The sequence below is a fragment of the Cohaesibacter intestini genome (genome assembly GCF_003324485.1).
Lineage (GTDB): Bacteria > Pseudomonadota > Alphaproteobacteria > Rhizobiales > Cohaesibacteraceae > Cohaesibacter > Cohaesibacter intestini.
Window position 1 is genome coordinate 17,736 of sequence record NZ_QODK01000010.1, and the last position, 21,758, is coordinate 39,493.

A 21,758-nucleotide genomic window follows, 5' to 3' on the forward strand; every position below is an offset into this window, starting at 1 on the left:
TGCCCGATAATGCCTACCTGGAATCAAAAAGAGGCGCTGCAAGAATGCTAGCGCCTCAGTTTGCCCAATGCGGGCTTGATGCAGCCGATGATAGCCGATAACAACAAAGCTGTCAACAATATCTCTCGCAATATCAATTGCTTAGATATTCAACTCGCACTAGCCTGCGGCAGGCTAACGCTTTTTTGCCCTACCGTGCTCTGTGGGTTATTTCGAGCTACGACGCCTGCGTTTGCCGTTCGGACCTAGGCGCTTTCGCTTTGGTGGAGAGAGTGGTTTTGTTCCGCTTTCGCCCAGTGCTTGAGGGCTTAGGAGGCTGCTTCCGTTTTTTTGACGAGCTTTTCACACCAGCAAGCGTTTTCAGCTTGGCCCAGTCGAAAACCAACATACGAACAGTATCGATGCCCTTTCCCGGTCTAACTGAGGTGGTTAAACCTCCATCATTTGCACGAATGAATACGCCTTTAGCCTCCAGTTCGGCGAGAAGTCGCTGCTTTTCGTTTTCAGGATTCAAAGTTTCATCGATCACAAGGCCAAGAACAAGATTCTCGAAAGCCTCGTGCCTTATGTATGCTTTCCAGATGCCGAGCTTAACATATCCTGGCTTGTCAAAACCATGTACATTGGCCTTTGGTCGTCTGGGAAATTGCTCTTTGTCCGCCATGGCCTGATAGAGCGATTTGGCCAGTAGCTCCACTTTGACCGGACGTGGAGGTCCGTTTGCGATGATAGATGCGCGCGCGTATTGGCAGGCAAAGTGCACCAGCCCCGGTGCGAATGGGATGAAATCTGCGTCTTGTAACATGTAACCAGTGGCCCTGAGTTCGGCTACGAACCTCATCAGGCTTTCGTCAAACGGAGTTTCAACCTCTTCAAAATCCAAGGACTGCTCAACCTTGGTTGCAAAGTCAGAACTCAACCCATCTGGATCCTCGCACACATATTGATCCCATTTTTCCCCGATGGCACCAAAGCTGTTTCTAAGGCTTGCAGAAACTTTTTTGGCTGCGTCGCGGGGATCACCCATGCGGTTAGAAAACATGCTACGCCCCTGAGACCAGATGCCACCTTCCTCTTCGGTCGGCAAGTCAATGTTGAACACCAGGGCATCACCATCCCAGCGGTTATTGCCACCTGCATTTAGGAAGTAGGATAGGTCTTGGCTACCGCTTGAGCAGATCAAGTAGGGAGTATCAATGGCTGTCAGCCCAACTTTTGCTGCCTTCGAGCTTGCAGGCAGCCTCAATCCAGTAAGTGCCTTGATGTTTTCGGAGATGGTTTTCTTCTCGCTTTTGTCATAATCGTGATAGCGATCAATATCCCCCATGCAGATTGCGACCTGGCCGTGGGTTTTGACTGCTTCTGCCAGATCTGCGGGGTCCATAGACCAGGAAGGCCGTTTGTCCGGGTTGCCACGAATTGAGGCGCATAGCGAGGTCAGAAGCTTTCTTTCAGACGCTGCACCCCCAGAAAAGTGGACGATGACACTTGGATGCTCTCCATTCGAAGGCCTAAGCGTAGCGAAAATGCCCAACAAAATGGAGACCATTGGAAGGAAGCGATATGCAGCAATGTTTCCAACTTGTGTTTCCCACTCTTCAGCGGAGCCCTTTATCTCTGCAAGCCCGTACTTCTCAAGACTGGCATTCTGATAAAGGATGGTGAGATCATCGAGTTCGAGCTCTTTTTGATAAAAGGGGAAATAGGAGACGTCACCATGTTTCACCCAGGCGGCGGTATCAGTCAAAGTTCCAGCATTTTCTGGAAGACCGTTCTGGATGCTGGATGTGTCAATTCCCTTGTCAGACACCCCTGCCTTCAAGAGTTCCTGGCGAAGCTTGCTGGGGCTGTGAAAATCACCTGCGTCGAGCAAAATGCTTGCGGTGCGACTTCTATCGGAAACGGGTGCTTTGACCAAGACAAAGTGCTCCTTGGAAGCCTTATGCTGCAAGCGGTATGAGATGATTTCGTGATTGATCATGGTAAACTCCTCCAGTTCAAGATCAGTTGTAGTGGGGTGTGCAATGTTCTGTAAAAAGTGCCGTGACAGGTGTGACATGTGTGACAAAGGATCTGTCACAACTGTTCCAGATGTTTCGGCGATATTGAATGGTTGGAAGGCTTGGGGGGAAAGTGACAGTTTGCAGGTCAGGGCCATAGTGTAGCCAATACCTATACCCACTTTCCCTCTATCAAGCTTATAGAAGGGTCTATGGGTACAGTTATGGCCTTCCCCATCTTCATCAAGGGTAAAACCTGATGACAAACCTCTGAAGATGTCGTCATAGGGGGAACCAAGAGCAAGGTCTATCTTAGCCTTATCTGTCGTGCGCTGCTTCTTGCAATTGATCTGGATTAAACGACCATCGACCTGATATCGGTTCAGGTAAGACCGCAGCTCAAAATCCTGATCGTCTGTGAGAAATGGCCGAACTTTTTTATCCCCCGATTGGGAAAGGCGTTTGTCCAGCTTCTGAAAGAATGCTGATTTGTAGCAGTAGGTCAGGACTCTGAAAAAGTCTTCGGCTGTGTTCTGTACCTGCCGATGGTCAACCGGTTTTAAGGCATGTTTCGACTTGCGGTAGACTTGGCGCAGTCGCTTCAATGACTCTTCCTTGGAGATGCCAAACAAAAGCAGATGCAAGTGAGGTAACCACCCAATGACTTTTCCATTCTCTATCTTAAGCGCAAAGTCGGCGCCACCAATGAGAAGCGCCTCAGGCATGGCTCTCTGGAGGCGACGATAGTGCTTCTCCTTGAATGTGATCAGGTCGAACTGGGATAGTTTGCCTTGTGGGATGGGTGCTTCGGATGGGTACAGTGTCAAAAAAATCCACTCCCCCGCTTTTTCGTGCAGTCTGAGTTTCGTGCATGCTTCCACCAGGCCCATGCGGAAATCGCGAAGGCAAATTGGGCAACCATCACGGCGACAACGGTTGCGAGGGCTACATCTCTTGCGTTTGATTTTCGCAGATCTGTATTTTCTCCGCAGCATTGCCGCTTTGGACTTTGTTTCGGATGGTCCCTCAAACTTCGTAGGAAGGAACTCGGGCAATGTCATTTCCATAATAGCCCTCTTCAATACTGACTAGTATTCTGCTTCACGCCCTGCTCAATGAAAGCCTTCAGATCGGCATGGCGATAGCGGATGGTACGGTTGGCCAGCTTGATGAAGAGCGGTCCGCCACCAGCACTTCGGAAGTTAGCAAGCGTCTTTGCTGACAAGCCAAGAACGCGGGCTGCCTTTTCGGGGGTAAGGAGGTCGTCGGGCTTGTATTGTCGAGCTCTTGTGCGCTTAGTTCTGCGCTTTGGCGCGCGTGTACTTCTATGTTTTACCCGGGCTGTGGCCTCGGGGAACTCCGCCGCCATGAGTTCGCGGATGTGATCGACATCAAGCAAGTTTGCGCGATACAGCAGCAGTGCTTGATGGAAGACAGCTGTTGTGAAGTCTTTCTTGGATAGGTCAGAGAGTGTGGATTGAAGCATTTGCTTTCTCCAGTTCGCTTGTTGGGTTGAAGCGTGAGTTTGGAGCAAGCTGGATATGGAAAAGCCCAAGTGCTATGTCTCACAAAACGCACGCAAGAAAATCGTCAGCACCATTGCTGAGCAAAAGAAACTCTTGATTGTGGTTTTGTTCGAATAGCCCTTAGGCGAAAATGCCCTCGGTGTACCCGCCGGTGGTAGCTGTCTATTCAGTAAGGCACTGAACAGATCGAGATCGAACGGCGCTGTTTTAGTGGGCAATCTCCATGTCTTAATGCGGTCAAGTGCAAGGACTTTCCTTGCTACAGAACAATATGGATACTTAAAATTGAATTTTCAAGAGATATAAAGATATTTTTATGTGTCAAAGACATTCAGATGCTGTGGGGCCATACGTTGTGCTGGTCCACGTAAAATGTGAAGTGCATGCGTGCTTACTATGTGCTTACTTTTCAATTTTTGAAGTTTGATATTTTGAGTAAGTCATTGAAAATATTGGCGCACCCGAGAGGATTCGAACCTCTGGCCTCTGCCTTCGGAGGGCAGCGCTCTATCCAGCTGAGCTACGGGTGCCTGGCGCTGATGAGGGGATTGTCGGCATGACGCCTTGTCTCGATCCCGTCGCGCGAAGATATGTCGGACTTCTTAGCTGATGCGTTGCGTTGGTGCAATGGGAAATGACGGTGAATTTCGTCGCTTTGTGCATATTGCGCAGGGAGTGTGGCGTTCCATCCCAATGGCTTTGGGGCAGATGGGATCGGTCATATCGCAAAGGGGAGTATCCTCGCGCCGTCCGTGTAGTCGGGCATGACGCAGACGGCGATGTTGCGAAAGCCGGAAGCTCAGAAGATGATCAAACAACTTAGCGACAGGATCTGCAAAACCGTTTCAGCGAAGGAGGCAATCAATGTCTTGCAAACGTGCCGCCTGGGGTGACGCATTTGCGCTTAAAGCGGCCAGACGATCAGGATGGTGGGCACCGAGATGGCGATGATCAGGATCTCAAGTGGCAGGCCCATACGCCAATAGTCGCCGAATTTATAGCCGCCGGGGCCCATGATCAGCGTGTTGTTCTTGTGGCCGATGGGGGTAAGAAAGGCACAAGAAGCGGCCACGGCAACGGCCATCAGGAAGGGATCGGGGTTGACGCCGAGGCGATTGGCGAGCTCAATGGCGATGGGAGCTGCGACCACGGCTGTCGCCGTGTTGTTGAGCACATCGGACAGGGTCATGGTGACGACCATCAGGATGGTCAGGATGATGGCTGGGCCCAAGCCTTCAGTTAAAGACAGGATAGAGCCTGCAATTAGGCTGGTGCCGCCGGAATTTTCCAGCGCGGTGCCCAGCGGGATCATGCTGCCGAGTAGGACGACGACGGGCCATTCAATCGTGTCATAGACTTCGCGGACTGGGACAATTTCCAGCAGGGTATAGAGCACGACGACGGCGGCCAGCGCGATGGGGAGATAGACAAGCTCAAGGCTTGCAGCGAGGATGGCCAGCGCGAAGAGGCCGGCTGCCAGTCCGGCGCGGCCATGCTGGGTGAGGGACAGGCCGCGACTGGCCAGAGGCAGGCAGCCGAGCCAGCGAACCGTGTCGGGCAAGGCATCGGCAGGGCCAAGCAGCAACAGCACGTCACCGGCCTGGATTTCTTCCTTGCGGACCCGTTGATAGAAGCGCGTGCCCTGTCGGGAAATGCCCAGCAAAGTCACATTGCGGCGTGACAACAGGCGCACGGACATCGAGGAACGCCCGACAATGCGGGCATCAGCGGGCACCACGCATTCGGTCAATTCCATGCCGCGGGCGGCGACCGGGGCCTCTGATGGCTTGCGCTGATAGCCCAGTTTGAGACTGCCGACAAATTTATCGATCTGCTCAGGCGTGGCTTCGAGCACCAGAATGTCCTTGGCGCGCAATTCGGTGTTGCGGCTGTTGCCCGCCAAGCGCTTGCCGTTGCGGATGACACCCATGATGGCGATGTCATGCTCTTCGCAGGCCTCGTCGAGCTCCCGGACCAATTGGCCCTCGGCCTTGCTGTCTTCGATGACCACGACCTCTGCGATATATTTGCCGATTTCGAACAGATCTTGCGTTTCATCGCGGCTGCTCTGGGCGCCGGGGATCAGGCGCCAGCCAACCAGCGCGATGAACACCATGCCTGCAGTGGCGGCCACCAAACCGACGGGGGCAAAATCGAACATGGCAAAGGGTTCCCCCAAGGCCTGCTCCCGGAAGGCGGCGATGATGATGTTGGGGGGTGTGCCGATCAGGGTGATCATGCCACCCAGAATGGTGGCAAAGGCCAGCGGCATCAGAGAGAGGGACGGGCTGCGTCCCGACTTTTGCGCCGCCTGAATGTCAACGGGCATCAGCAGGGCGAGGGCGGCGACATTGTTCATCAGGGCGCTCATCAGGCCGCCTGCTGCCCCGATGATCGAGACGTGGCTTTGCAGCGAGCGGTCCTTGTCAATGACCAGAGCCGTGATCTTGTCGACCGCTCCGGACAAAACCAGCCCGCGCGAGACCACCAGAACCAGAGCCACAATGATTGTGGCCGGATGACCAAAGCCCGAAAAGGCCTGTTCCTTTGGCACAAGACCCAGCAACAATGCGATGACCAGAGCGCCAAAGGCGATGACATCATAGCGGATACGGCCCCACAGCAGCATCGCAAAGACAAGGCCGAAGAGGGAGAAAAGGGCAATCTGGTCGAAGGTGAGAGAGCTGTCTGACACGGAAACTGGCATGGTGGCGGGTTTGTGACCTTCATTTGGGTTTGTCGCACTGGGATCAGCTTATTCGATTTGAGCCTCAGATCCAGTGCTTTGATGCTGAAAGTGCGTGTGGTGGCTTTTGGTTCCAATAAAATTCTGGGTGAAACGCAATCGGATGGCTGGTCGGGTGAGGCGGATGGGTTAGTCTTGCCACATCTTCAAGGGATCAAGTGAAGGAAGCACCCATCATGACATCGGATTTGACCCACTGGACGCCGCGGCCTTTGCCGCCTCACACGGCCATGGAAGGACGCTATGTGCGGCTGGAGCCGCTGGATGCAGACCGTCATGCGGGGGCGCTGTATGTTGCATCGAATGTGCCCGACAAAGAGGACAAATTCCGTTGGCTGTTCGAGGCACCTCCAACAGATGAGGCACGTTTCACGGCTTGGGTGGCTGAACAGGCGGCCAAGCGTGATCCGCTTTTCTATGCAATCATCGATCTTGAAAGCGGCAAGGTGGCCGGGCGGCAGGCCTTGATGCGGATGGATACCAACAATGGCTCGATTGAGATTGGCAGCATCTATTGGGGGCCGTTGCTATCACGCCGAAGGGGTGCGACCGAGGCCTGCTATTTGTTCATGAAGCAAGCCTTTGACGAATTGGGCTATCGCCGGTTTGAATGGAAATGCAATGACCAAAACCTGCCCTCCAAGCGGGCGGCGGAGCGGTTCGGCTTTCGCTATGAGGGCCTGTTCCGCCAGCATATGGTGATCAAGGGGGAAAACCGCGATACGGCCTGGTTCTCAATCATCGATACCGAGTGGCCTGCTTTAAAGGCAGGCTATGAAAGCTGGCTGGATGAGGCGAATTTCGATGCGAATGGTCAGCAAGTGTCGAGCTTGCAGGACTGTCTCGCCAAGGCCCGGCAGGATTTGGCGCAACAAGGCATATGATAGCCAGCCCCGAACACCAAAAAGCCCCGCAGGCTGATCAGTCTGCGGGGCTTTTTCTATCGGGTTGGTAAGACTGTCAGGACAGTTTGCCGTGGCAATGCTTGAATTTCAGGCCCGAGCCACACGGGCAAGGGGCGTTGCGTGGCACTTTGCCATGTTGCCGGACATAAGCTTCCAGATCAAAGTCATCATTCGCCACCATCTCATCTTCGCCGGTGATCGGATCGATGTGGGAGGCGTGCATTTCAGGCAATTCCTGCTGCTCGAACGGGTTTGGTTCTTCCTGACGCAACACCACATGGGCCAATTGCTGGGTGACCATTTTGCGCAGGTTGATAAGCAGGGCCTGGAACAACTCGAAGCTCTCGGTCTTGTATTCCTGCAGCGGGTCGCGCTGGCCATAGCCGCGGAAACCGATGACGTTGCGCAGGTGATCCAGAGCCACCAGATGCTCACGCCAGAGATGGTCGAGGATCTGAAGCAGAACCGATTTCTCCACCTGACGCATCAGGTCCGGGGTGAAATTAGCGGTCTTGGCGGCGGCGGCCTCGTCGGCGGCACGCTTCAGGCGGTCAAGGATCTCCTCGTCCGCAATGCCTTCTTCCTGCGCCCACTCCTTCACCGGGACATCGAGATTGAGATATTCCTGCACATCGTCATGCAGACCTTCAACATCCCACTGCTCGGCGTAGGCCTTTTCAGGGATATGCTGTGCAACGATGTCTTCAATGACTTCATGACGCATGTCTGAGACCACGTCGGCAACGCCTTCTTCATCCATCAGGTCGATACGCTGATCGAAGATGACCTTACGCTGGTCATTCATCACGTCATCGAATTTCAGCAGGTTCTTACGAATATCGAAGTTGCGGGCCTCAACTTTTTTCTGCGCCTTTTCCAGAGCCTTGTTGATCCAAGGGTGGATGATGGCCTCGCCTTCCTGCAGGCCAAGCTTCTGCAACATGCCATCCATGCGATCAGAGCCAAAGATGCGCATCAGGTCATCTTCCAGAGACAGGAAGAATTTGGAATGACCCGGGTCACCCTGACGACCGGACCGGCCACGCAGCTGGTTGTCGATACGGCGGCTTTCATGGCGCTCGGTGCCGATCACATAGAGCCCGCCAGCGGCAAGGGCAATCTGCTTTTTGGCTTCGATGTCGGCCTTGATTTCGGCAATCTTGGCTTCGCGCTCTTCGCCTTGCACCTCTTCGGGGATTTCCTGTGCGATGCGCATGTCGAGGTTGCCGCCGAGCTGAATGTCGGTCCCACGGCCAGCCATGTTGGTGGCGATGGTGACGGCTCCGGGGCTGCCGGCCTGAGCGACGATCATGGCTTCCTGTTCGTGGAAGCGGGCGTTCAGCACCTGATGGGGGATATTTTCTTTTTTCAAGTGGGCCGAGAGCTCTTCGGAGCGTTCGATCGAGGTGGTGCCCACGAGGGTCGGCTGACCGCGTTCCTGACAATCCTTGATCAGGGCCACCAAGGCGATGTCCTTCTCGCGCGTGGTGCGATAGACCTCATCGTCATCGTCGGCACGCTGGACCGGCAGGTTGGTGGGCACTTCGATAACCTCAAGGCTATAGATGTCCATCAATTCCTCAGCCTCAGTCTGGGCCGTACCGGTCATGCCGGAGAGTTTTTCATACAGGCGGAAATAGTTCTGGAAGGTAACAGAGGCCAGCGTCTGGTTTTCCGGCTGGATGGAGACATGTTCCTTGGCTTCCAGCGCCTGATGCAAGCCTTCGGAAAAACGACGGCCTTCCATCATGCGACCCGTGAACTCGTCGATGATCACGACCTGATCATTCTTGACGATATAGTCCTTGTCGCGGGAAAACAGCTTGTGGGCGCGCAGGGCCTGATTGAGATGGTGGACGATCGACACATTTTCGATGTCATAAAGACCCTCGCCCTGAAGCATGTCTGCTTCCTTGAGCATGGTCTCGATCGCCTCGGTGCCTTCCTCGGTGAAGGTGGCGGTCTTTGACTTCTCGTCGATTTCGTAATGGCTATCGGACAGCTTGGGAATGAAGGTGTCGATGGTGTTGTACATGTCCGACTTGTCATCAAGCGGACCGGAAATGATCAGCGGCGTGCGCGCCTCGTCAACGAGGATGGAATCCACTTCGTCGACGATGGAGAAATAGTGGCCGCGCTGAACCATCTGCGGCTTTTCGTATTTCATGTTGTCGCGCAGATAGTCAAAGCCGAATTCGTTGTTGGTGCCATAGGTGATGTCGGCATCATAAGCAGCCTTGCGTTCGTCATCGTCCAGACCGTGAATGATGACGCCGGTGGTCATGCCCAGAAATGCAAAGACCTGTCCCATCCATTCGGAGTCACGCTTGGCCAGATAATCGTTGACCGTGACGACATGAACGCCACGCCCGGTCAGGGCGTTGAGATAGGCGGGAAGGGTGGCAACCAACGTTTTGCCTTCACCGGTGCGCATTTCGGCAATGGCACCGTCATTGAGCACCATGCCGCCCATCAGCTGCACATCATAATGGCGCTGACCGAGCGTTCGTTTGGCGGCCTCACGGACGGTGGCAAAGGCGGGAACCAGAAGGTCGTCGAGTTTGGTACCGTCTTCCAGTTGCTTTTTGAACTCCGCAGTCTTGTTGCGCAGCTCTTCATCGGACAATTGGGAAATTTCTTCTTCCAGCGCATTGATGGCTGCAACGATGGGATGATATCCCTTGATGCGGCGATCATTTGCCGACCCAAAGAGTTTGCGAGCGATGGCTCCAAGACCGACCATAGACCGGATCCTTCCTTATGCATTGCCGTCGAAAAAGGGGACGGCCATATTTGTAACGCAATTGCGGCGAGACTGGCTTCTCACGGGCGAAACCGTCCCGACTTGAATAATGAATGTCAACAGTCCAGATAGAGTTCTGGCAACAAACTGCACGGCTGACAGATAAGATTGGGCCTCAGTCTTGTCAACGCCAACAAAGGCAGGTAGGTCACCTGTCAGGTGAGTTTTTCGTGTTTTTTCGTTCCTCAGTGAACAACAATGGGAAATATTAAGATGGTTCGAGCCTTTTTTGCACGGTCGGCAGCGACCGCCCTGACATCTTTTCTTGTGCTGGCAGCGGTCCCCGCTTCCTATGCACAGGATGCCAGCAAGGATAGTGTTGTTGCCACTGTGGATGGCAAGGCATTGACCACCAGCGAACTGGGTTTCATCACCCAGGAGCTGGGCCCACGTCTTGGCAAAATGCCTGCCGAGCAGCAAAAATCCCAACTGATCAACGCGCTCGTCGATCTGCAGATTGTCGCCGCCGCCGCGAAGAGCGAAGGTCTGGACAAGAGCGAATTCTACAAAAAGCAGATGGACTATCTGGAACTCAAAGCGCTGCGCAACGAGTTCTTCCGCGCCAAGGTTGAATCGGCTGTCAGCGAAGACGACATGAAAGCGCTCTATGAGGCGCAAATCGGATCTGCGCCTGCAAAGATGCAGGTCAAGGCTCGTCATATTTTGGTGAAAGAAGAAGCTGAAGCCAACGATGTGATCAAGACGCTGGATGGTGGTGCCGATTTTGCCACGCTTGCCAAAGAAAAATCCACAGGCCCTTCCGGTGCCAATGGCGGGGATCTGGGGTATTTCGGACAAGGCCAGATGGTCCCGGCCTTTGAAGCTGCGGCCTTTGCTCTGGATAAGGGTGGTTATACCAAGAAGCCGGTTCAGACCCAGTTTGGCTGGCATGTCATTCTGGTGGAAGACAAGCGCGAGCAGCCGAAGCCTTCCTTTGATGATGTGAAAATGAACATCCGCGGCTTCCTCGTGCAGCAGAAATTTTCCCAGTTGCTGAATGAACTGAAGGAAAAGGCCAACGTCGAGATTGTGAAATAAGACCGGTTTTTCTGGTATTTCTTCACATCAAAGGGTAAGGAGAGAGACCAATGCGCACCGGAGGGTGCGTTCGGGTTTCTCTCCTTTTTTGTTGCAAGGAACTGCATCATGGATCTCAAGCCATCCCCATTTGCCCCCGAGGAACTTCCAGAGATGACCACGCTTGATGGCTTTCGCGTCGGCGTCGCGGCGACGGGGGTCAAGTATCGGGGTCGCAATGACGTGCTTGTGGTGACGATGGATGAAGGCACGACGGTCGCCGGCGTCTTCACCAAGTCCAAATGCCCGTCTGCGCCGGTTGACTGGTGCCGTCGTTGTCTGTCCAATGGGGAAGCGCGGGCGCTGGTGGTTAATGCGTCGAACGCCAATGCCTTTACCGGTGCCAAGGGGGAAGAAACCGTTGCCGCCGTGGCACAGGCCGCTGCTGCCAAGCTTGGCGCCGACCCTTCGATGATTTTTCAGGCTTCGACCGGGGTGATTGGCGAGCCGCTTGATCCGGCTCCGATCACCGCAACCTTTGATGGCTTGATGGATGATGCCAAGGCAGATGCCTCCTGGCTTGACGCGGCCAAAACCATCATGACCACCGATACGTTCCCCAAAGTGGCAACGGCAAGCGTCGATATCGACGGGGTCGAGGTGCGGATCTATGGGCTGGCAAAAGGCTCGGGCATGATTGCCCCTGACATGGCAACGATGCTGAGCTTCGTCTTCACCGATGCACCTATCGCTGCCGATGTGCTGCAAAAGATGCTGACCAAGCATGTGGACACCTCGTTCAATGCCATCACTGTTGACAGCGATACCTCGACCAGTGACACCTTGATGCTGTTTGCCTCCGGTGCCGCCAAGGCGCGGGGCTGTGCTGAAATCACCGAACTCAGCGACGAGCGAGTGGCTCTGTTTTCCGAAGCCCTGTCGAAGCTGCTGGTCGATCTGGCCAAACAGGTGGTGCAGGATGGCGAGGGCGTCAGTAAGGTCATCCGAGTCACCGTTACCGGGGCGGCGAATGATGCGGCCGCCAAGCGCGTGGCCCTGTCGATTGGCAACAGCCCGCTGGTCAAGACAGCGGCCGCGGGGGAAGACGCCAACTGGGGTCGTGTCGTCATGGCGGTTGGCAAGGCAGGGGAAGCGGCGGACCGCGACAAGCTGGCGATCTGGTTCGGCCCTCTGCGTCTGGCAGTCGATGGTTTGCGCGACCCGGATTATTCGGAAGAAGCGGCCAGCGATTATATGAAGAATGACGAAATCGAGATTTGCGCCGATCTGGGTGTGGGGGATGGTCAGGCGACCATCTGGACCTGTGACCTGACCCATGGTTACATCACCATCAATGGCGATTATCGCTCCTGACTGCGGCAAACGGGATCCGGATATATGACTCATGCAAAGGATGAGGCGAACAAAGCGGTTCGCCTGCTGCTGGTTGTTGCAGTGGCGCTGGTGGACAAGGACAATCGGATCCTGATTGCCCAACGGCCTGAAGGTAAGAATCTGGCAGGCCTGTGGGAATTTCCCGGCGGCAAACTAGAGGCTGGCGAGCGGCCTGAAATTGCCTTGGTGCGCGAGCTGGAAGAGGAATTGGGCATTAAGACATGGGAGAGCTGTCTGGCCCCATTGACCTTTGCCAGCCATGCCTATGACGATTTTCATCTGCTGATGCCGCTCTATATCTGCCGCCGCTGGGAAGGTACGCCTGTGGCCAGAGAGGGACAGGCGCTGAAATGGGTACGGGCTGGCACCTTGAAGGACTATCCGATGCCACCTGCGGATTTGCCGCTGATTCCGGCGCTGATTGATCTGTTGGGCGTGTGACGGCGTTGTGTTTAAGTCTTTGTTAGCCAAAGATTTTAAAATTCGAGATAAAGAGAAAAGAAAGTCTGTCTCTTGAGGGTCCGTTCATCGATTGGTCGGTAGAGTGGCAACCGGGAACGAGAAAAGCTGTTTGCTACCCTTTTGGGGGGACTTTTTGAATGCACAAATGGATCAGTCATTTCCGGCGCGATGAAACCGGCGCCACCGCGCTCGAATATGCGTTGCTTGCGGGGCTGATTGGTGTGGCTCTGGTCACCGTGATGCATGATGTTACCTTTGCCGGGCTGGATAAGGTTCAGGCCCTGCTCGACTCGATCATTGCCAGCGCGCCCTGATTGGTGCTCTCCCCTATCCTTTTTTTATCCTATCTTGACTTGTCAGGCAGAATGGCAGCCAGAGGCGTTGTCGCGCTGCCCGGCTTCAGGGGCTTTTGCTGACTTTCATGGGGTGACCAGCCCGACAATGAGAGAATCTGGAAGGTGGCGCGAATGCGCCCGTCCGCATCGGCATATTTCTGCTGGTAGAGTTCTGCGGCTCTTAGTAGGGTGGAGCGGCGCATCGAGCGCCGGGTACGATCCGTCAACATGTTGGCGGCTCCCATCTGGCGCAGATCGCGGATCAGATCAAACATTGTGTCATAGCGCACGGTCAGGCTGTCCTGATCCGCCACCGGCAGGGTGAAACCGGCCCGTTGCAACAGACTGCCCATATCTTTCAGATCGGGCAAAGGGGCGATTCTTGGGGTGGCACCACCGGAGATCTCACTGTCGGCCATGAGGAACACCTCGCGCAACTCGTGCAGGCTGTCGCGGCCCAGAAGAGTGGCCAGAAACAGGCCGTCAGGCTTCAAGGCATGGCGGATCTGGATGAGGCATCCGGGTAGGTCGTTGATCCAGTGGAGAAAGAGCGGCGAGACGATCAGGTTGCAGCTTTCTGCGGCGATCGGCAGCATCTCCGGATCTGCCACGATACCAAGGTCGTCTGGCTGAAAAAAGTCAGCGTGTTGCTCAAGGCGAAAGACCTGTTCGGTGCCTTTGCGAGCAGCCAAGCGCTGTGCCAGCAATCCGGTATGGCCACCAAGCTCCATGCAAAGGGGGAAGTCCCGCAACACCATAGACAGGCGGGATTCCATATCGTCGACCACCTCCGTGAGCAGGAAATCTGCCCCTTCTTCGGCGCGTTTCAAAGCCTTGACGCGGCGGGCGGTCAGAAGGGCATGGTCAAAGATCTGCGGAATGGAACTCATGATGGCTGCTTCTGGTTGTTGGGTCGTGTGTTTTGCTTGTCAGGAGTTGCGGTTTGGGACACACTTGCTTCATTGCCTTTGTGTCTGAGGGGGCAACAGATTGCAAGTCAATGGGGGCACTATGAAGCGTTGGGCGGCAAAAGACCATGGGCCTTCCGGCCTGCCAGAAGACGATGAGCCCATTGTGGTGCGAGCATCCGTGAAGGATACCCTGTCCCGGCTTGGCATGGCCTGTCTCGATTTGATCATTCCGCCGCGTTGTGCTGGCTGCGGCGCCAGTCTTGAGGTCTCCAATCATTTGTGCGCGGCCTGCTGGTCGCAGATGGAATGGATCGACAAACCCTATTGTGCCGTGTCGGGCCTGCCCTTCGCTTATGATCTGGGGGAAGAACAAGTCAGCAGTTCCGTGCTGGCCCGCCCGCCGGTCTATGACAGGGCGCGCAGCGTGACCGCCTTTGGCGATACGGCGCGATCGCTTGTGCATCAGCTGAAATATTACGACAGGACGGACCTTGCCAAAGTGATGGGGCGGTGGATGGTGCGGGCCGGGGCGGACTGTCTGGATGACCCGGACAGCTGGATTGTGCCTGTGCCGTTGCATGTCTTGCGGCTCTGGTCCCGGCGCTACAATCAGGCGGCCATGCTGGCCAAGGTGGTGGCCGGGGAAACGGGGTTGCGCTTCAAGCCCGATCTGTTGCGCCGGGTGCGCCCGACACGCCAACAGGTGGGCCTGAGCGGGGAGGCGCGGCGCAGCAATGTGGAAGGGGCGTTCAAACTGTCCCTGCCGGACCGTCTGACCCTGTCCGGGCGGCGGGTGGTGCTGGTGGATGATGTCTGGACGACGGGAGCGACACTGGAGGCCTGTTGTCGGGTCCTGCGACGGGCCGAGGTCGGGGAAATTTGCATAATTACCTTTGCTCGGGTTGTCGGAGATGGGGAAAAGCCCATATAACCGGGACAAATCGTTATGGACATTCGCCTTTGCTGCCGCTTCATTGACGGCAAAGACAGGGCGCACAATCTGGAGATCCCAATGGCAGAGATTGTCATCTATACCCGCCAAATGTGCGGATTTTGCACCGCCGCCAAGAAGTTGCTGGCCGACAAAGGCGCAGCTTTCCGCGAGCTTGACGCAACTTTTGATTTTGATATCAAGCAGGAAATGATGAAGAAATCCGGTCGCCGGACCTTCCCGCAAATCTTCATCAATGAGACCCATGTGGGGGGCTGCGATGATCTGTTCGCTCTGGAACAAGCAGGCGAACTGGACGGCATATTGGCTGCTTGAGGCAGGCGCTCGCGCAATTGTGTAGATTGCGTGAGAACGAAGATTCCGGAGGGGTGACATGGATAAATTTCGGGCTGCCTGTGTGCAGATGCGCTGTGGCCGAGACATCGGGACCAATCTGGATCTGGCTGAAAGGCTGATCCGTGAGGCCGCTGCCGATGGTTGCGTCTATATTCAGACCCCTGAGCAGACCTCTACCATGGAAATGAGCCGCAAGGCACTGATGGCAATCATTGCCGAACAGGATGCGGATGAGGGCCTCAAGCGGATGCAGGCTCTGGCCCGTGAGCTGTCTGTCTGGCTGCATATCGGCTCGATGTCTTTCCTTGCATCAGACCCTGCGACCGGTGAGCCGAAAGCAGCGAACCGGTCGCTGGTTCTGACGCCTGACGGGTCGGTGGTGGCGACCTATGACAAGATCCATATGTTTGATGTGGATCTGGAAAATGGCGAAAGCTACCGGGAATCGAGCAGTTTTGAGGTCGGGGCAAGGGCTGTCAGCGTGGCTTTGCCATGGGGTGAGTTGGGGTTGAGCATCTGTTATGATTTGCGCTTCCCCTACCTCTATCGGGCGCTCTGCCAGCAAAAGGGCGCGTCGATTCTTGCCATACCATCCGCTTTTACCAAGAAGACAGGGGAAGCCCATTGGCAGGTCCTGATGCGGGCGCGCGCCATTGAATGCGGGGCCTTTGTCATTGCGGCAGCGCAGGGAGGCACACACGAGAATGGCCGCAAAACCTATGGCCATTCGCTGATTGTCGATCCGTGGGGCAAGGTTTTGGTTGAAGCCGAGGACGAGCCTTGCTTTGTTGCCGCTGACATCGATATGGGGCAGGTGGCCAAGTGCCGGCAGGCGATCCCGTCTTTGACCCATGACAGATCTTTTGATATCTAGCGCCAAGTGCCGTATCATGCTGCATTCGTTCGGCATTTGTCGACCCTATGGTCGGTCGGCTTTTCGTTGTTGATGCCCATGGCTCATGCCAAAGGGTGAAAGGGTCAGGGAACCCAGTGATCAAATATTCGCTTCGATGTGATCAGAACCATCAGTTTGAAGGCTGGTTCCGCAACAGTGATGATTGCGAGGCCCAGATCCATGACGGCTATCTGGAATGCCCTTTTTGTGGTTCGCGTGCGGTGTCGAAATCCCTGATGGCACCCCGCGTGTCGGGGACCCGCAGCCAAAACCGATCACAGACCCAGCCCACTCTTCAGGCCGAGCCACAGGAAAAGACCAGCCAGACAAGCCCGACACCTGTCGCCGATGGGGCGGGTGCCAATGCACCTGTGCCCGTGACCAACGATGGCGCCGCAATCGATCCGAAGGCCTTGCAGGATATGCTGCGAAGCTACCGCAAGCATGTGGTGGAAAGCTCGGATTATGTCGGTGACAAATTTGCCGAGGAAGCCCGCAAGATGCACTTTAAGGAAAGTGAAGCGCGAGGCATCTATGGCGAGGCGACTATCGATGACGTCAAGTCGCTGGCCGAGGACGGGATCGAATGCCTGCCGCTGCCGGTTCTGCCCGAAGATCAGAACTGATCTGCCCTATCGTTTCGGTCAGGCGGGTTTCTGCCAATAGATCATGTAATTGACATCCATGTCAGACGACAGGGACCAGCTATCCTTGAGCGGATTGTAGGTCACGCCGGTGCGTTCTTCCACCGTCAGGCCGGTCGGATACAGGGCGCGTTCCAACTCATCGGGTGTGACGAACTTTTCCCATTGATGGGTCCCTTTGGGCAGCCAGCGCAGGACATATTCCGCCCCGACAATCGCCAGAGCATAGGCCTTGAGAGTCCGGTTGAGGGTGGCGACAAACATCAAACCGCCGGGTTTGACCATGCTGGCGCTTGATTGCAGGAACAACTCGATGTCAGCGACATGCTCGACCACTTCCATGGTCAGCACCACATCGTAGCTTTCGCCGCGGGCGGCCAGACTTTCCGATGTTGTGGCTTCATAGGTGATGTCGAGACCGTTTTCGCTGGCATGGGTGCTGGCGATGCCGATATTGGTTTCAGACGCGTCAACGCCGGTAACCTCGGCGCCCATCCGGCAAAGCGGTTCACACAACAGGCCACCGCCACAGCCAATGTCGAGAATGCACAAGCCCTCCAGCGGACGCTGGGCCTTCGGGTCGAGGCCGAACTGGGCGACCAGTTTCTCACGGATATATTTGACCCGGGTCGGGTTGAATTTGTGCAGGGGGCGGAATTTGCCGGTCGGACTCCACCATTCTGCTGCCATGGCAGAAAAGCGTGCGACCTCGGCTTCATCGACGGTGCTGCCGGAAAATGTGGTTTGTGACGTCATCTCTTCTGCCCTTTCCCTCATACTGACCCTGCAAGGCCGGTGCGCACCACAGGCGTGTGAGACGCTGCAATGGTGTGCTTATCCATACGGTGGCATCTGCGCAACCGGATTTTTCCTTGCTCGGTCGAAGGGGACCAAAAGTCAAGTCTTTGAGTCCTTGCAAGTGACGTCCGTGCCGAGTATGACTATGCGCAAATTGGCGTGAGTGTGGCAAATAGACGAGCTGCGTCAGGCTTATATAACGAAAACAATGACAGAAAGAGATGTTGAATGGCTCGCCTTGTCATGAAATTCGGGGGAACGTCGGTTGCCGATCTCGATCGCATCCGGCGGGTCGCCCGACATGTAAAACGCGAAGTGGATGCTGGCAATCAGGTGGCGGTCGTCGTGTCTGCCATGGCTGGCAAGACCAACGAGTTGGTCGGCTGGGTGGAAGATGCGTCTCCCCTCTATGATGCGCGCGAATATGATACGGTTGTCTCCTCTGGTGAGCAGGTGACGTCGGGTCTTCTGGCCCTGGTGTTGCAGAATATGGGTGTTGATGCCCGCTCTTGGCTTGGATGGCAAATTCCCTTTAAAACCAATGGTGTGCATGGGGCCGCCCGCATCGAGGAAATCGATGGTGCGCGTCTGATCGAGCGGCTGGAAATGAATCAGGTGGCCGTGGTCGCCGGGTTCCAGGGCATCGGGCCGGACAACCGGATCGCCACCCTTGGGCGCGGAGGGTCTGACACCAGTGCGGTGGCGATTGCTGCGGCTATTCATGCGGATCGCTGCGATATCTACACCGACGTGGATGGTGTCTATACCACCGACCCGCGCATTGTACCCGAGGCGCAGCGACTGGATCAGATTTCCTATGAGGAAATGCTTGAAATGGCTTCGCTTGGTGCCAAGGTCATGCAGGTGCGCTCCGTTGAAATGGCGATGGTTCACAATGTCCGCACCTTCGTGCGGTCGTCATTCGTCGAACCAGATGCCCCAGAATTGCTCAATAGCGATGTTCCGATCGGAACATTGATCTGTGATGAGGAAGAGATTGTGGAAAAACAGGTTGTAACCGGGATCGCCTATTCAAGAGACGAAGCGCAGATTTCCCTGCGCCGTGTCGAGGACAAGCCCGGCATCGCCGCCCATGTGTTTGGTCCGCTTGCTGATGCCAACATCAATGTCGACATGATCGTGCAGAATATCTCGGAAGATGGCACCATCACCGACATGACCTTCACCGTGCCAAAGGGTGACTTTGAACGGGCCAAGACCGTGCTTGAAGATGCGCGCAGCGATATCAATTATGCGGTGCTGCAGGGGTCAACCGATGTGGTCAAGGTATCCGTCATCGGTATCGGCATGCGCAGCCATGCGGGTGTTGCCTCGCAGGCCTTCAGGGCCCTGGCTGACAAAGGCATCAACATTCGGGCGATCACCACTTCGGAAATCAAGATTTCGATTCTGATCGACACGGAATATACGGAGCTCGCAGTGCGTGCTCTGCACTCGCTCTATGGGCTGGACGGCAAATAGGCGACAATTGCTTCACAGGGTGATCCGCCGGGATCAGCTGCGGTTTAAGATGTAGACAAAATACTGTTTTCTTTGCCGTTCCAATCTTTCCGGCGGGTTATTGATCTGCCTGCGGGCCTCATGCCATAGTGCTCGCGAGGAGAATCTGTTCCCCGATTGCATCATGTGTGCCTTGTCGGGGTTCAGGGATGACGTCTTGCAGGACGTGATGTGCCAGATGCTGTTGCGCTCTGGCTGTGGCGGATGATCGGAGTATCCCTGATGCGGGGAAATGTGGTGGGGCCGCGCATATTGTTGCGACGCCTTCGGGAAACGATGGCGAAGCCGACCGATGCTCAGGATCGGTTGAACGAGATCGTGTGTCTGATCGCGGCCAATATGGTTGCCGAGGTCTGCTCGGTCTATGTGCTCAGAGCCGATGATCAACTCGAACTCTACGCGACCGAGGGTCTCAATCCGGATTCCGTTCACCTGACCCGGCTGAATGTCGGCGAAGGCCTTGTCGGCCATATCGCGTCCGAAGCCCGCATTCTCAATCTGTCCGAACCGCAGGAGCATCCTGCCTTTGCCTATCGCCCGGAAACGGGCGAGGAAATTTACCACGCCTTCCTTGGTGTGCCTGTGCTGCGTGCCGGACGCGTGCTGGGGGTTCTGGTGGTGCAGAACAAAACCCAGCGAATCTATTCCGACGAGGAAGTCGAAGCGCTGCAAACCACCGCGATGGTGCTGGCTGAACTGATTGCCTCGGGCGAGCTGCGCGGTTTGTCAGGGCCGGATACCGACCTTGACATGGTGCGGCCGATGCGGCTCGAGGGCCTGTCGATGGCGGAGGGCATCGGTCTGGGTCATGTGGTTTTGCATGAGCCGCGCGTGGTGGTCACCAATCTCATTGCTGAAGATTTGCGAGGCGAGGAAGAGCGCCTTGAGGCGGCAATTGAAAAGCTGCGCCTGTCTGTCGATGATCTGCTCAACCGGGACGACATATCCCATGGTGGAGAGCATCGGGACATTCTCGAAGCCTATCGCATGTTTGCCTATGACCGTGGCTGGGTGCGGCGGATGAAGGAGGCCATTCATTCCGGCCTGACCGCCGAAGCCGCCGTTGAGCGTGTGCAAAGTGACACGCGCGCCAGGATGCTGCGCTCCACCGATCCCTACTTGCGGGACCGGCTGCATGATTTCGATGATCTGGCCAACCGCCTGCTGCGCAAGCTGACGGGCAACAAGCACGGGGTGAATGGCGGTGAAATGCCGGCAGATTCCATCATTGTTGCACGCAATATGGGCGCGGCGGAATTGCTGGATTATGGTCGGGATCATGTGCGCGGGCTGGTGCTCGAAGAAGGCACGCCGACGAGCCATGTGGTGATTGTTGCCCGGGCCTTGGGCATTCCAACCGTCGGGCAGACGGATGGCGTTGTCTCTCTGTGCGAAGATGGCGATGCAATCATCATCGATGGCGATATGGGGCATGTTCATCTGCGTCCGCCATCGGATGTGGAAGCCTCCTATATCGATCAGGTCCGGTTTCGGGCGCGGCGGCAGGAGCAGTATCGCCAGCTGAGTGGCAAGCCTGCCATCACGCAGGATGGCACATCGGTCGATTTGTTGATGAATGCAGGCCTGCTGGTTGACCTTCCCAATCTGGTGGGGGCCGGTGCCAAAGGCATCGGACTGTTCCGTACCGAGCTTCAATTCATGGTGGCGGCCAGTTTCCCGCGGATGCGGGAACAGGAAAAGGTCTATCGCAAGGTTCTCGACATCTCTGATGGCATGCCGGTGACGTTCCGCTCGCTTGATGTGGGCGGGGACAAGGTGCTGGCTTTTCTGCGCATGGCGCAGGAGGAAAATCCGGCCATGGGTTGGCGGGCCATTCGCTTGGGGTTGGATCGACCGGGCCTGTTGCGCACCCAGATCCGGGCTCTGTTGCATGCGGCAGCGGGGCGGGAGTTGCGGCTGATGTTCCCGATGATCACCGAAGTGCAGGAATATGATATCGCCAAGGATCTGTTCGAGCGGGAAGTGGCCCATCTGGAACGGCATGGTTATGAGAAACCGGTCAAGATCCGTCTGGGTGCGATGCTGGAGGTGCCTTCGCTGCTGTTTCAGATCGATGCCCTGATGAAGCGGGTGGATTTTATTTCTATCGGCACCAACGATCTGCATCAGTTCATGATGGCCAGTGATCGGGGCAATACCCGTCTGTCCGGGCGGTTCAGTTCTCTGTCGCCATCCTTCATCCGGGCCTTGAAGCTGGTGGTTGACAAGGGCAATGAATATGGCGTGCCCGTTACCGTCTGTGGTGAGTTGGCAGGCAAGCCGCTCGGTGCGATGGCCCTGTTGGCGATTGGCTATCGTCGCCTGTCGATGGCTCCGTCTTTCATCGGGCCGGTCAAGTCGATGATTCTGGATTTGCCGCTCGATACGCTCGAGGCGGCGTTTCTTCCGGTTCTTGATGCGGCAACGGACAGTGATGAAATCAAGGCCTATTTGTCGGACTTTGCCGAAAAGCACGATATCCACTTGCCCGCTACCAATCTTTAGCGATCTG

General features: G+C 55.8%; 17 protein-coding genes and 1 tRNA gene. 11 read left to right on the plus strand and 7 right to left on the minus strand.

The features are described from left to right. Positions 1-217: 217 nt before the first annotated feature. The 4 genes from DSD30_RS20755 to DSD30_RS20770 all read right to left on the minus strand — a co-directional run bounded on the left by DSD30_RS20755 (position 218) and on the right by DSD30_RS20770 (position 6,221). On the minus strand, positions 218-3,067 hold the full coding sequence (locus DSD30_RS20755) for a DUF927 domain-containing protein (RefSeq protein WP_114011676.1): 2,850 nt from the start codon (positions 3,065-3,067) through the stop codon (positions 218-220). Positions 3,068-3,078: 11 nt separating this feature from the next. After that, a complete protein-coding gene (locus DSD30_RS20760) occupies positions 3,079-3,486 on the minus strand; it encodes a helix-turn-helix transcriptional regulator (RefSeq protein ID WP_198663086.1) in 408 nt (135 codons plus the stop codon). Positions 3,487-3,979: 493 nt separating this feature from the next. Continuing rightward, positions 3,980-4,056 (minus strand) — tRNA-Arg (locus DSD30_RS20765). A gap of 374 nt (positions 4,057-4,430) precedes the next feature. Next, entirely contained in the window at positions 4,431-6,221 is a 1,791-nt protein-coding gene (locus tag DSD30_RS20770; RefSeq protein WP_342635060.1) for an SLC13 family permease, read from the minus strand. 227 nt (positions 6,222-6,448) lie between these two features. Here DSD30_RS20770 and DSD30_RS20775 point away from each other — a divergent pair, with 227 nt between their 5' ends. After that, positions 6,449-7,156 (plus strand): GNAT family N-acetyltransferase, encoded by a 708-nt coding sequence (locus tag DSD30_RS20775; protein ID WP_114011697.1) that lies wholly within the window; start codon positions 6,449-6,451, stop codon positions 7,154-7,156. A 76-nt stretch (positions 7,157-7,232) separates the two neighbouring features. Here the strand turns inward: DSD30_RS20775 and secA are convergent, their stop codons facing one another. Beyond that, the gene (secA, locus tag DSD30_RS20780; protein WP_114011678.1) at positions 7,233-9,920 is read right to left on the minus strand and encodes a preprotein translocase subunit SecA; all 2,688 of its coding nucleotides are present in this window, start codon (positions 9,918-9,920) and stop codon (positions 7,233-7,235) included. 273 nt (positions 9,921-10,193) lie between these two features. Between secA and DSD30_RS21945 the strand changes: the two genes are divergently transcribed. The 4 genes from DSD30_RS21945 to DSD30_RS20800 all read left to right on the plus strand — a co-directional run bounded on the left by DSD30_RS21945 (position 10,194) and on the right by DSD30_RS20800 (position 13,168). After that, complete coding sequence (locus tag DSD30_RS21945; RefSeq protein WP_245418568.1) at positions 10,194-11,018, plus strand: peptidylprolyl isomerase; 825 nt, start codon at positions 10,194-10,196, stop codon at positions 11,016-11,018. A 108-nt stretch (positions 11,019-11,126) separates the two neighbouring features. After that, positions 11,127-12,371: a bifunctional glutamate N-acetyltransferase/amino-acid acetyltransferase ArgJ gene (argJ, locus tag DSD30_RS20790; protein ID WP_114011679.1), complete on the plus strand. Its 1,245-nt coding sequence runs from the start codon at positions 11,127-11,129 to the stop codon at positions 12,369-12,371. A 24-nt stretch (positions 12,372-12,395) separates the two neighbouring features. Then, the gene (gene mutT, locus DSD30_RS20795) at positions 12,396-12,833 is read left to right on the plus strand and encodes an 8-oxo-dGTP diphosphatase MutT (RefSeq protein ID WP_114011680.1); all 438 of its coding nucleotides are present in this window, start codon (positions 12,396-12,398) and stop codon (positions 12,831-12,833) included. Positions 12,834-12,991: 158 nt separating this feature from the next. Beyond that, positions 12,992-13,168, plus strand: a complete 177-nt coding sequence (locus DSD30_RS20800; RefSeq protein ID WP_114011681.1) for a Flp family type IVb pilin — start codon at positions 12,992-12,994, stop codon at positions 13,166-13,168. A 29-nt stretch (positions 13,169-13,197) separates the two neighbouring features. Here DSD30_RS20800 and DSD30_RS20805 read toward each other — a convergent pair whose 3' ends face one another. Then, positions 13,198-14,079 carry a methyltransferase domain-containing protein gene (locus DSD30_RS20805; RefSeq protein WP_114011682.1) on the minus strand — a complete coding sequence of 294 codons (882 nt, stop codon included), beginning with the start codon at positions 14,077-14,079 and terminating at the stop codon, positions 13,198-13,200. Between the two features lie 121 nt (positions 14,080-14,200). On the opposite strand from DSD30_RS20805, the gene DSD30_RS20810 reads away from it, so the two are divergent. From DSD30_RS20810 to DSD30_RS20825, 4 genes are all read left to right on the plus strand, one after another. Further along, positions 14,201-15,031 carry a ComF family protein gene (locus tag DSD30_RS20810; RefSeq protein WP_245418569.1) on the plus strand — a complete coding sequence of 277 codons (831 nt, stop codon included), beginning with the start codon at positions 14,201-14,203 and terminating at the stop codon, positions 15,029-15,031. An 81-nt stretch (positions 15,032-15,112) separates the two neighbouring features. Further along, entirely contained in the window at positions 15,113-15,367 is a 255-nt protein-coding gene (gene grxC / locus DSD30_RS20815) for a glutaredoxin 3 (protein ID WP_114011700.1), read from the plus strand. Positions 15,368-15,425: 58 nt separating this feature from the next. Beyond that, positions 15,426-16,262, plus strand: a complete 837-nt coding sequence (locus DSD30_RS20820) for a carbon-nitrogen hydrolase family protein (protein WP_114011683.1) — start codon at positions 15,426-15,428, stop codon at positions 16,260-16,262. Positions 16,263-16,378: 116 nt separating this feature from the next. Next, positions 16,379-16,909, plus strand: coding sequence for a DUF1178 family protein (locus DSD30_RS20825; protein ID WP_114011684.1), 531 nt, complete (start codon positions 16,379-16,381; stop codon positions 16,907-16,909). 18 nt (positions 16,910-16,927) lie between these two features. Here DSD30_RS20825 and ubiG read toward each other — a convergent pair whose 3' ends face one another. Further along, positions 16,928-17,683 carry a bifunctional 2-polyprenyl-6-hydroxyphenol methylase/3-demethylubiquinol 3-O-methyltransferase UbiG gene (gene ubiG, locus DSD30_RS20830; RefSeq protein ID WP_114011685.1) on the minus strand — a complete coding sequence of 252 codons (756 nt, stop codon included), beginning with the start codon at positions 17,681-17,683 and terminating at the stop codon, positions 16,928-16,930. A gap of 270 nt (positions 17,684-17,953) precedes the next feature. Between ubiG and DSD30_RS20835 the strand changes: the two genes are divergently transcribed. After that, positions 17,954-19,207 carry an aspartate kinase gene (locus tag DSD30_RS20835; protein WP_114011686.1) on the plus strand — a complete coding sequence of 418 codons (1,254 nt, stop codon included), beginning with the start codon at positions 17,954-17,956 and terminating at the stop codon, positions 19,205-19,207. 261 nt (positions 19,208-19,468) lie between these two features. Beyond that, positions 19,469-21,751, plus strand: coding sequence for a phosphoenolpyruvate--protein phosphotransferase (gene ptsP / locus DSD30_RS20840; RefSeq protein WP_114011687.1), 2,283 nt, complete (start codon positions 19,469-19,471; stop codon positions 21,749-21,751). The last annotated feature ends 7 nt before the right edge of the window (positions 21,752-21,758 follow it).

Bases quoted from the DNA above. Each gene is read 5' to 3' on its own strand.
- DSD30_RS20755 (WP_114011676.1), bottom strand. From the start codon at position 3,067: ATGGAAATGACATTGCCCGAGTTCCTTCCTACGAAGTTTGAGGGACCA.
- DSD30_RS20760 (WP_198663086.1), bottom strand. From the start codon at position 3,486: ATGCTTCAATCCACACTCTCTGACCTATCCAAGAAAGACTTCACAACA.
- DSD30_RS20775 (WP_114011697.1), top strand. From the start codon at position 6,449: ATGACATCGGATTTGACCCACTGGACGCCGCGGCCTTTGCCGCCTCAC.
- secA (WP_114011678.1), bottom strand. From the start codon at position 9,920: ATGGTCGGTCTTGGAGCCATCGCTCGCAAACTCTTTGGGTCGGCAAAT.
- DSD30_RS21945 (WP_245418568.1), top strand. From the start codon at position 10,194: ATGGTTCGAGCCTTTTTTGCACGGTCGGCAGCGACCGCCCTGACATCT.
- argJ (WP_114011679.1), top strand. From the start codon at position 11,127: ATGGATCTCAAGCCATCCCCATTTGCCCCCGAGGAACTTCCAGAGATG.
- mutT (WP_114011680.1), top strand. From the start codon at position 12,396: ATGACTCATGCAAAGGATGAGGCGAACAAAGCGGTTCGCCTGCTGCTG.
- DSD30_RS20800 (WP_114011681.1), top strand. From the start codon at position 12,992: ATGCACAAATGGATCAGTCATTTCCGGCGCGATGAAACCGGCGCCACC.
- DSD30_RS20805 (WP_114011682.1), bottom strand. From the start codon at position 14,079: ATGAGTTCCATTCCGCAGATCTTTGACCATGCCCTTCTGACCGCCCGC.
- DSD30_RS20810 (WP_245418569.1), top strand. From the start codon at position 14,201: ATGAAGCGTTGGGCGGCAAAAGACCATGGGCCTTCCGGCCTGCCAGAA.
- grxC (WP_114011700.1), top strand. From the start codon at position 15,113: ATGGCAGAGATTGTCATCTATACCCGCCAAATGTGCGGATTTTGCACC.
- DSD30_RS20820 (WP_114011683.1), top strand. From the start codon at position 15,426: ATGGATAAATTTCGGGCTGCCTGTGTGCAGATGCGCTGTGGCCGAGAC.
- ubiG (WP_114011685.1), bottom strand. From the start codon at position 17,683: ATGACGTCACAAACCACATTTTCCGGCAGCACCGTCGATGAAGCCGAG.
- DSD30_RS20835 (WP_114011686.1), top strand. From the start codon at position 17,954: ATGGCTCGCCTTGTCATGAAATTCGGGGGAACGTCGGTTGCCGATCTC.
- ptsP (WP_114011687.1), top strand. From the start codon at position 19,469: ATGCGGGGAAATGTGGTGGGGCCGCGCATATTGTTGCGACGCCTTCGG.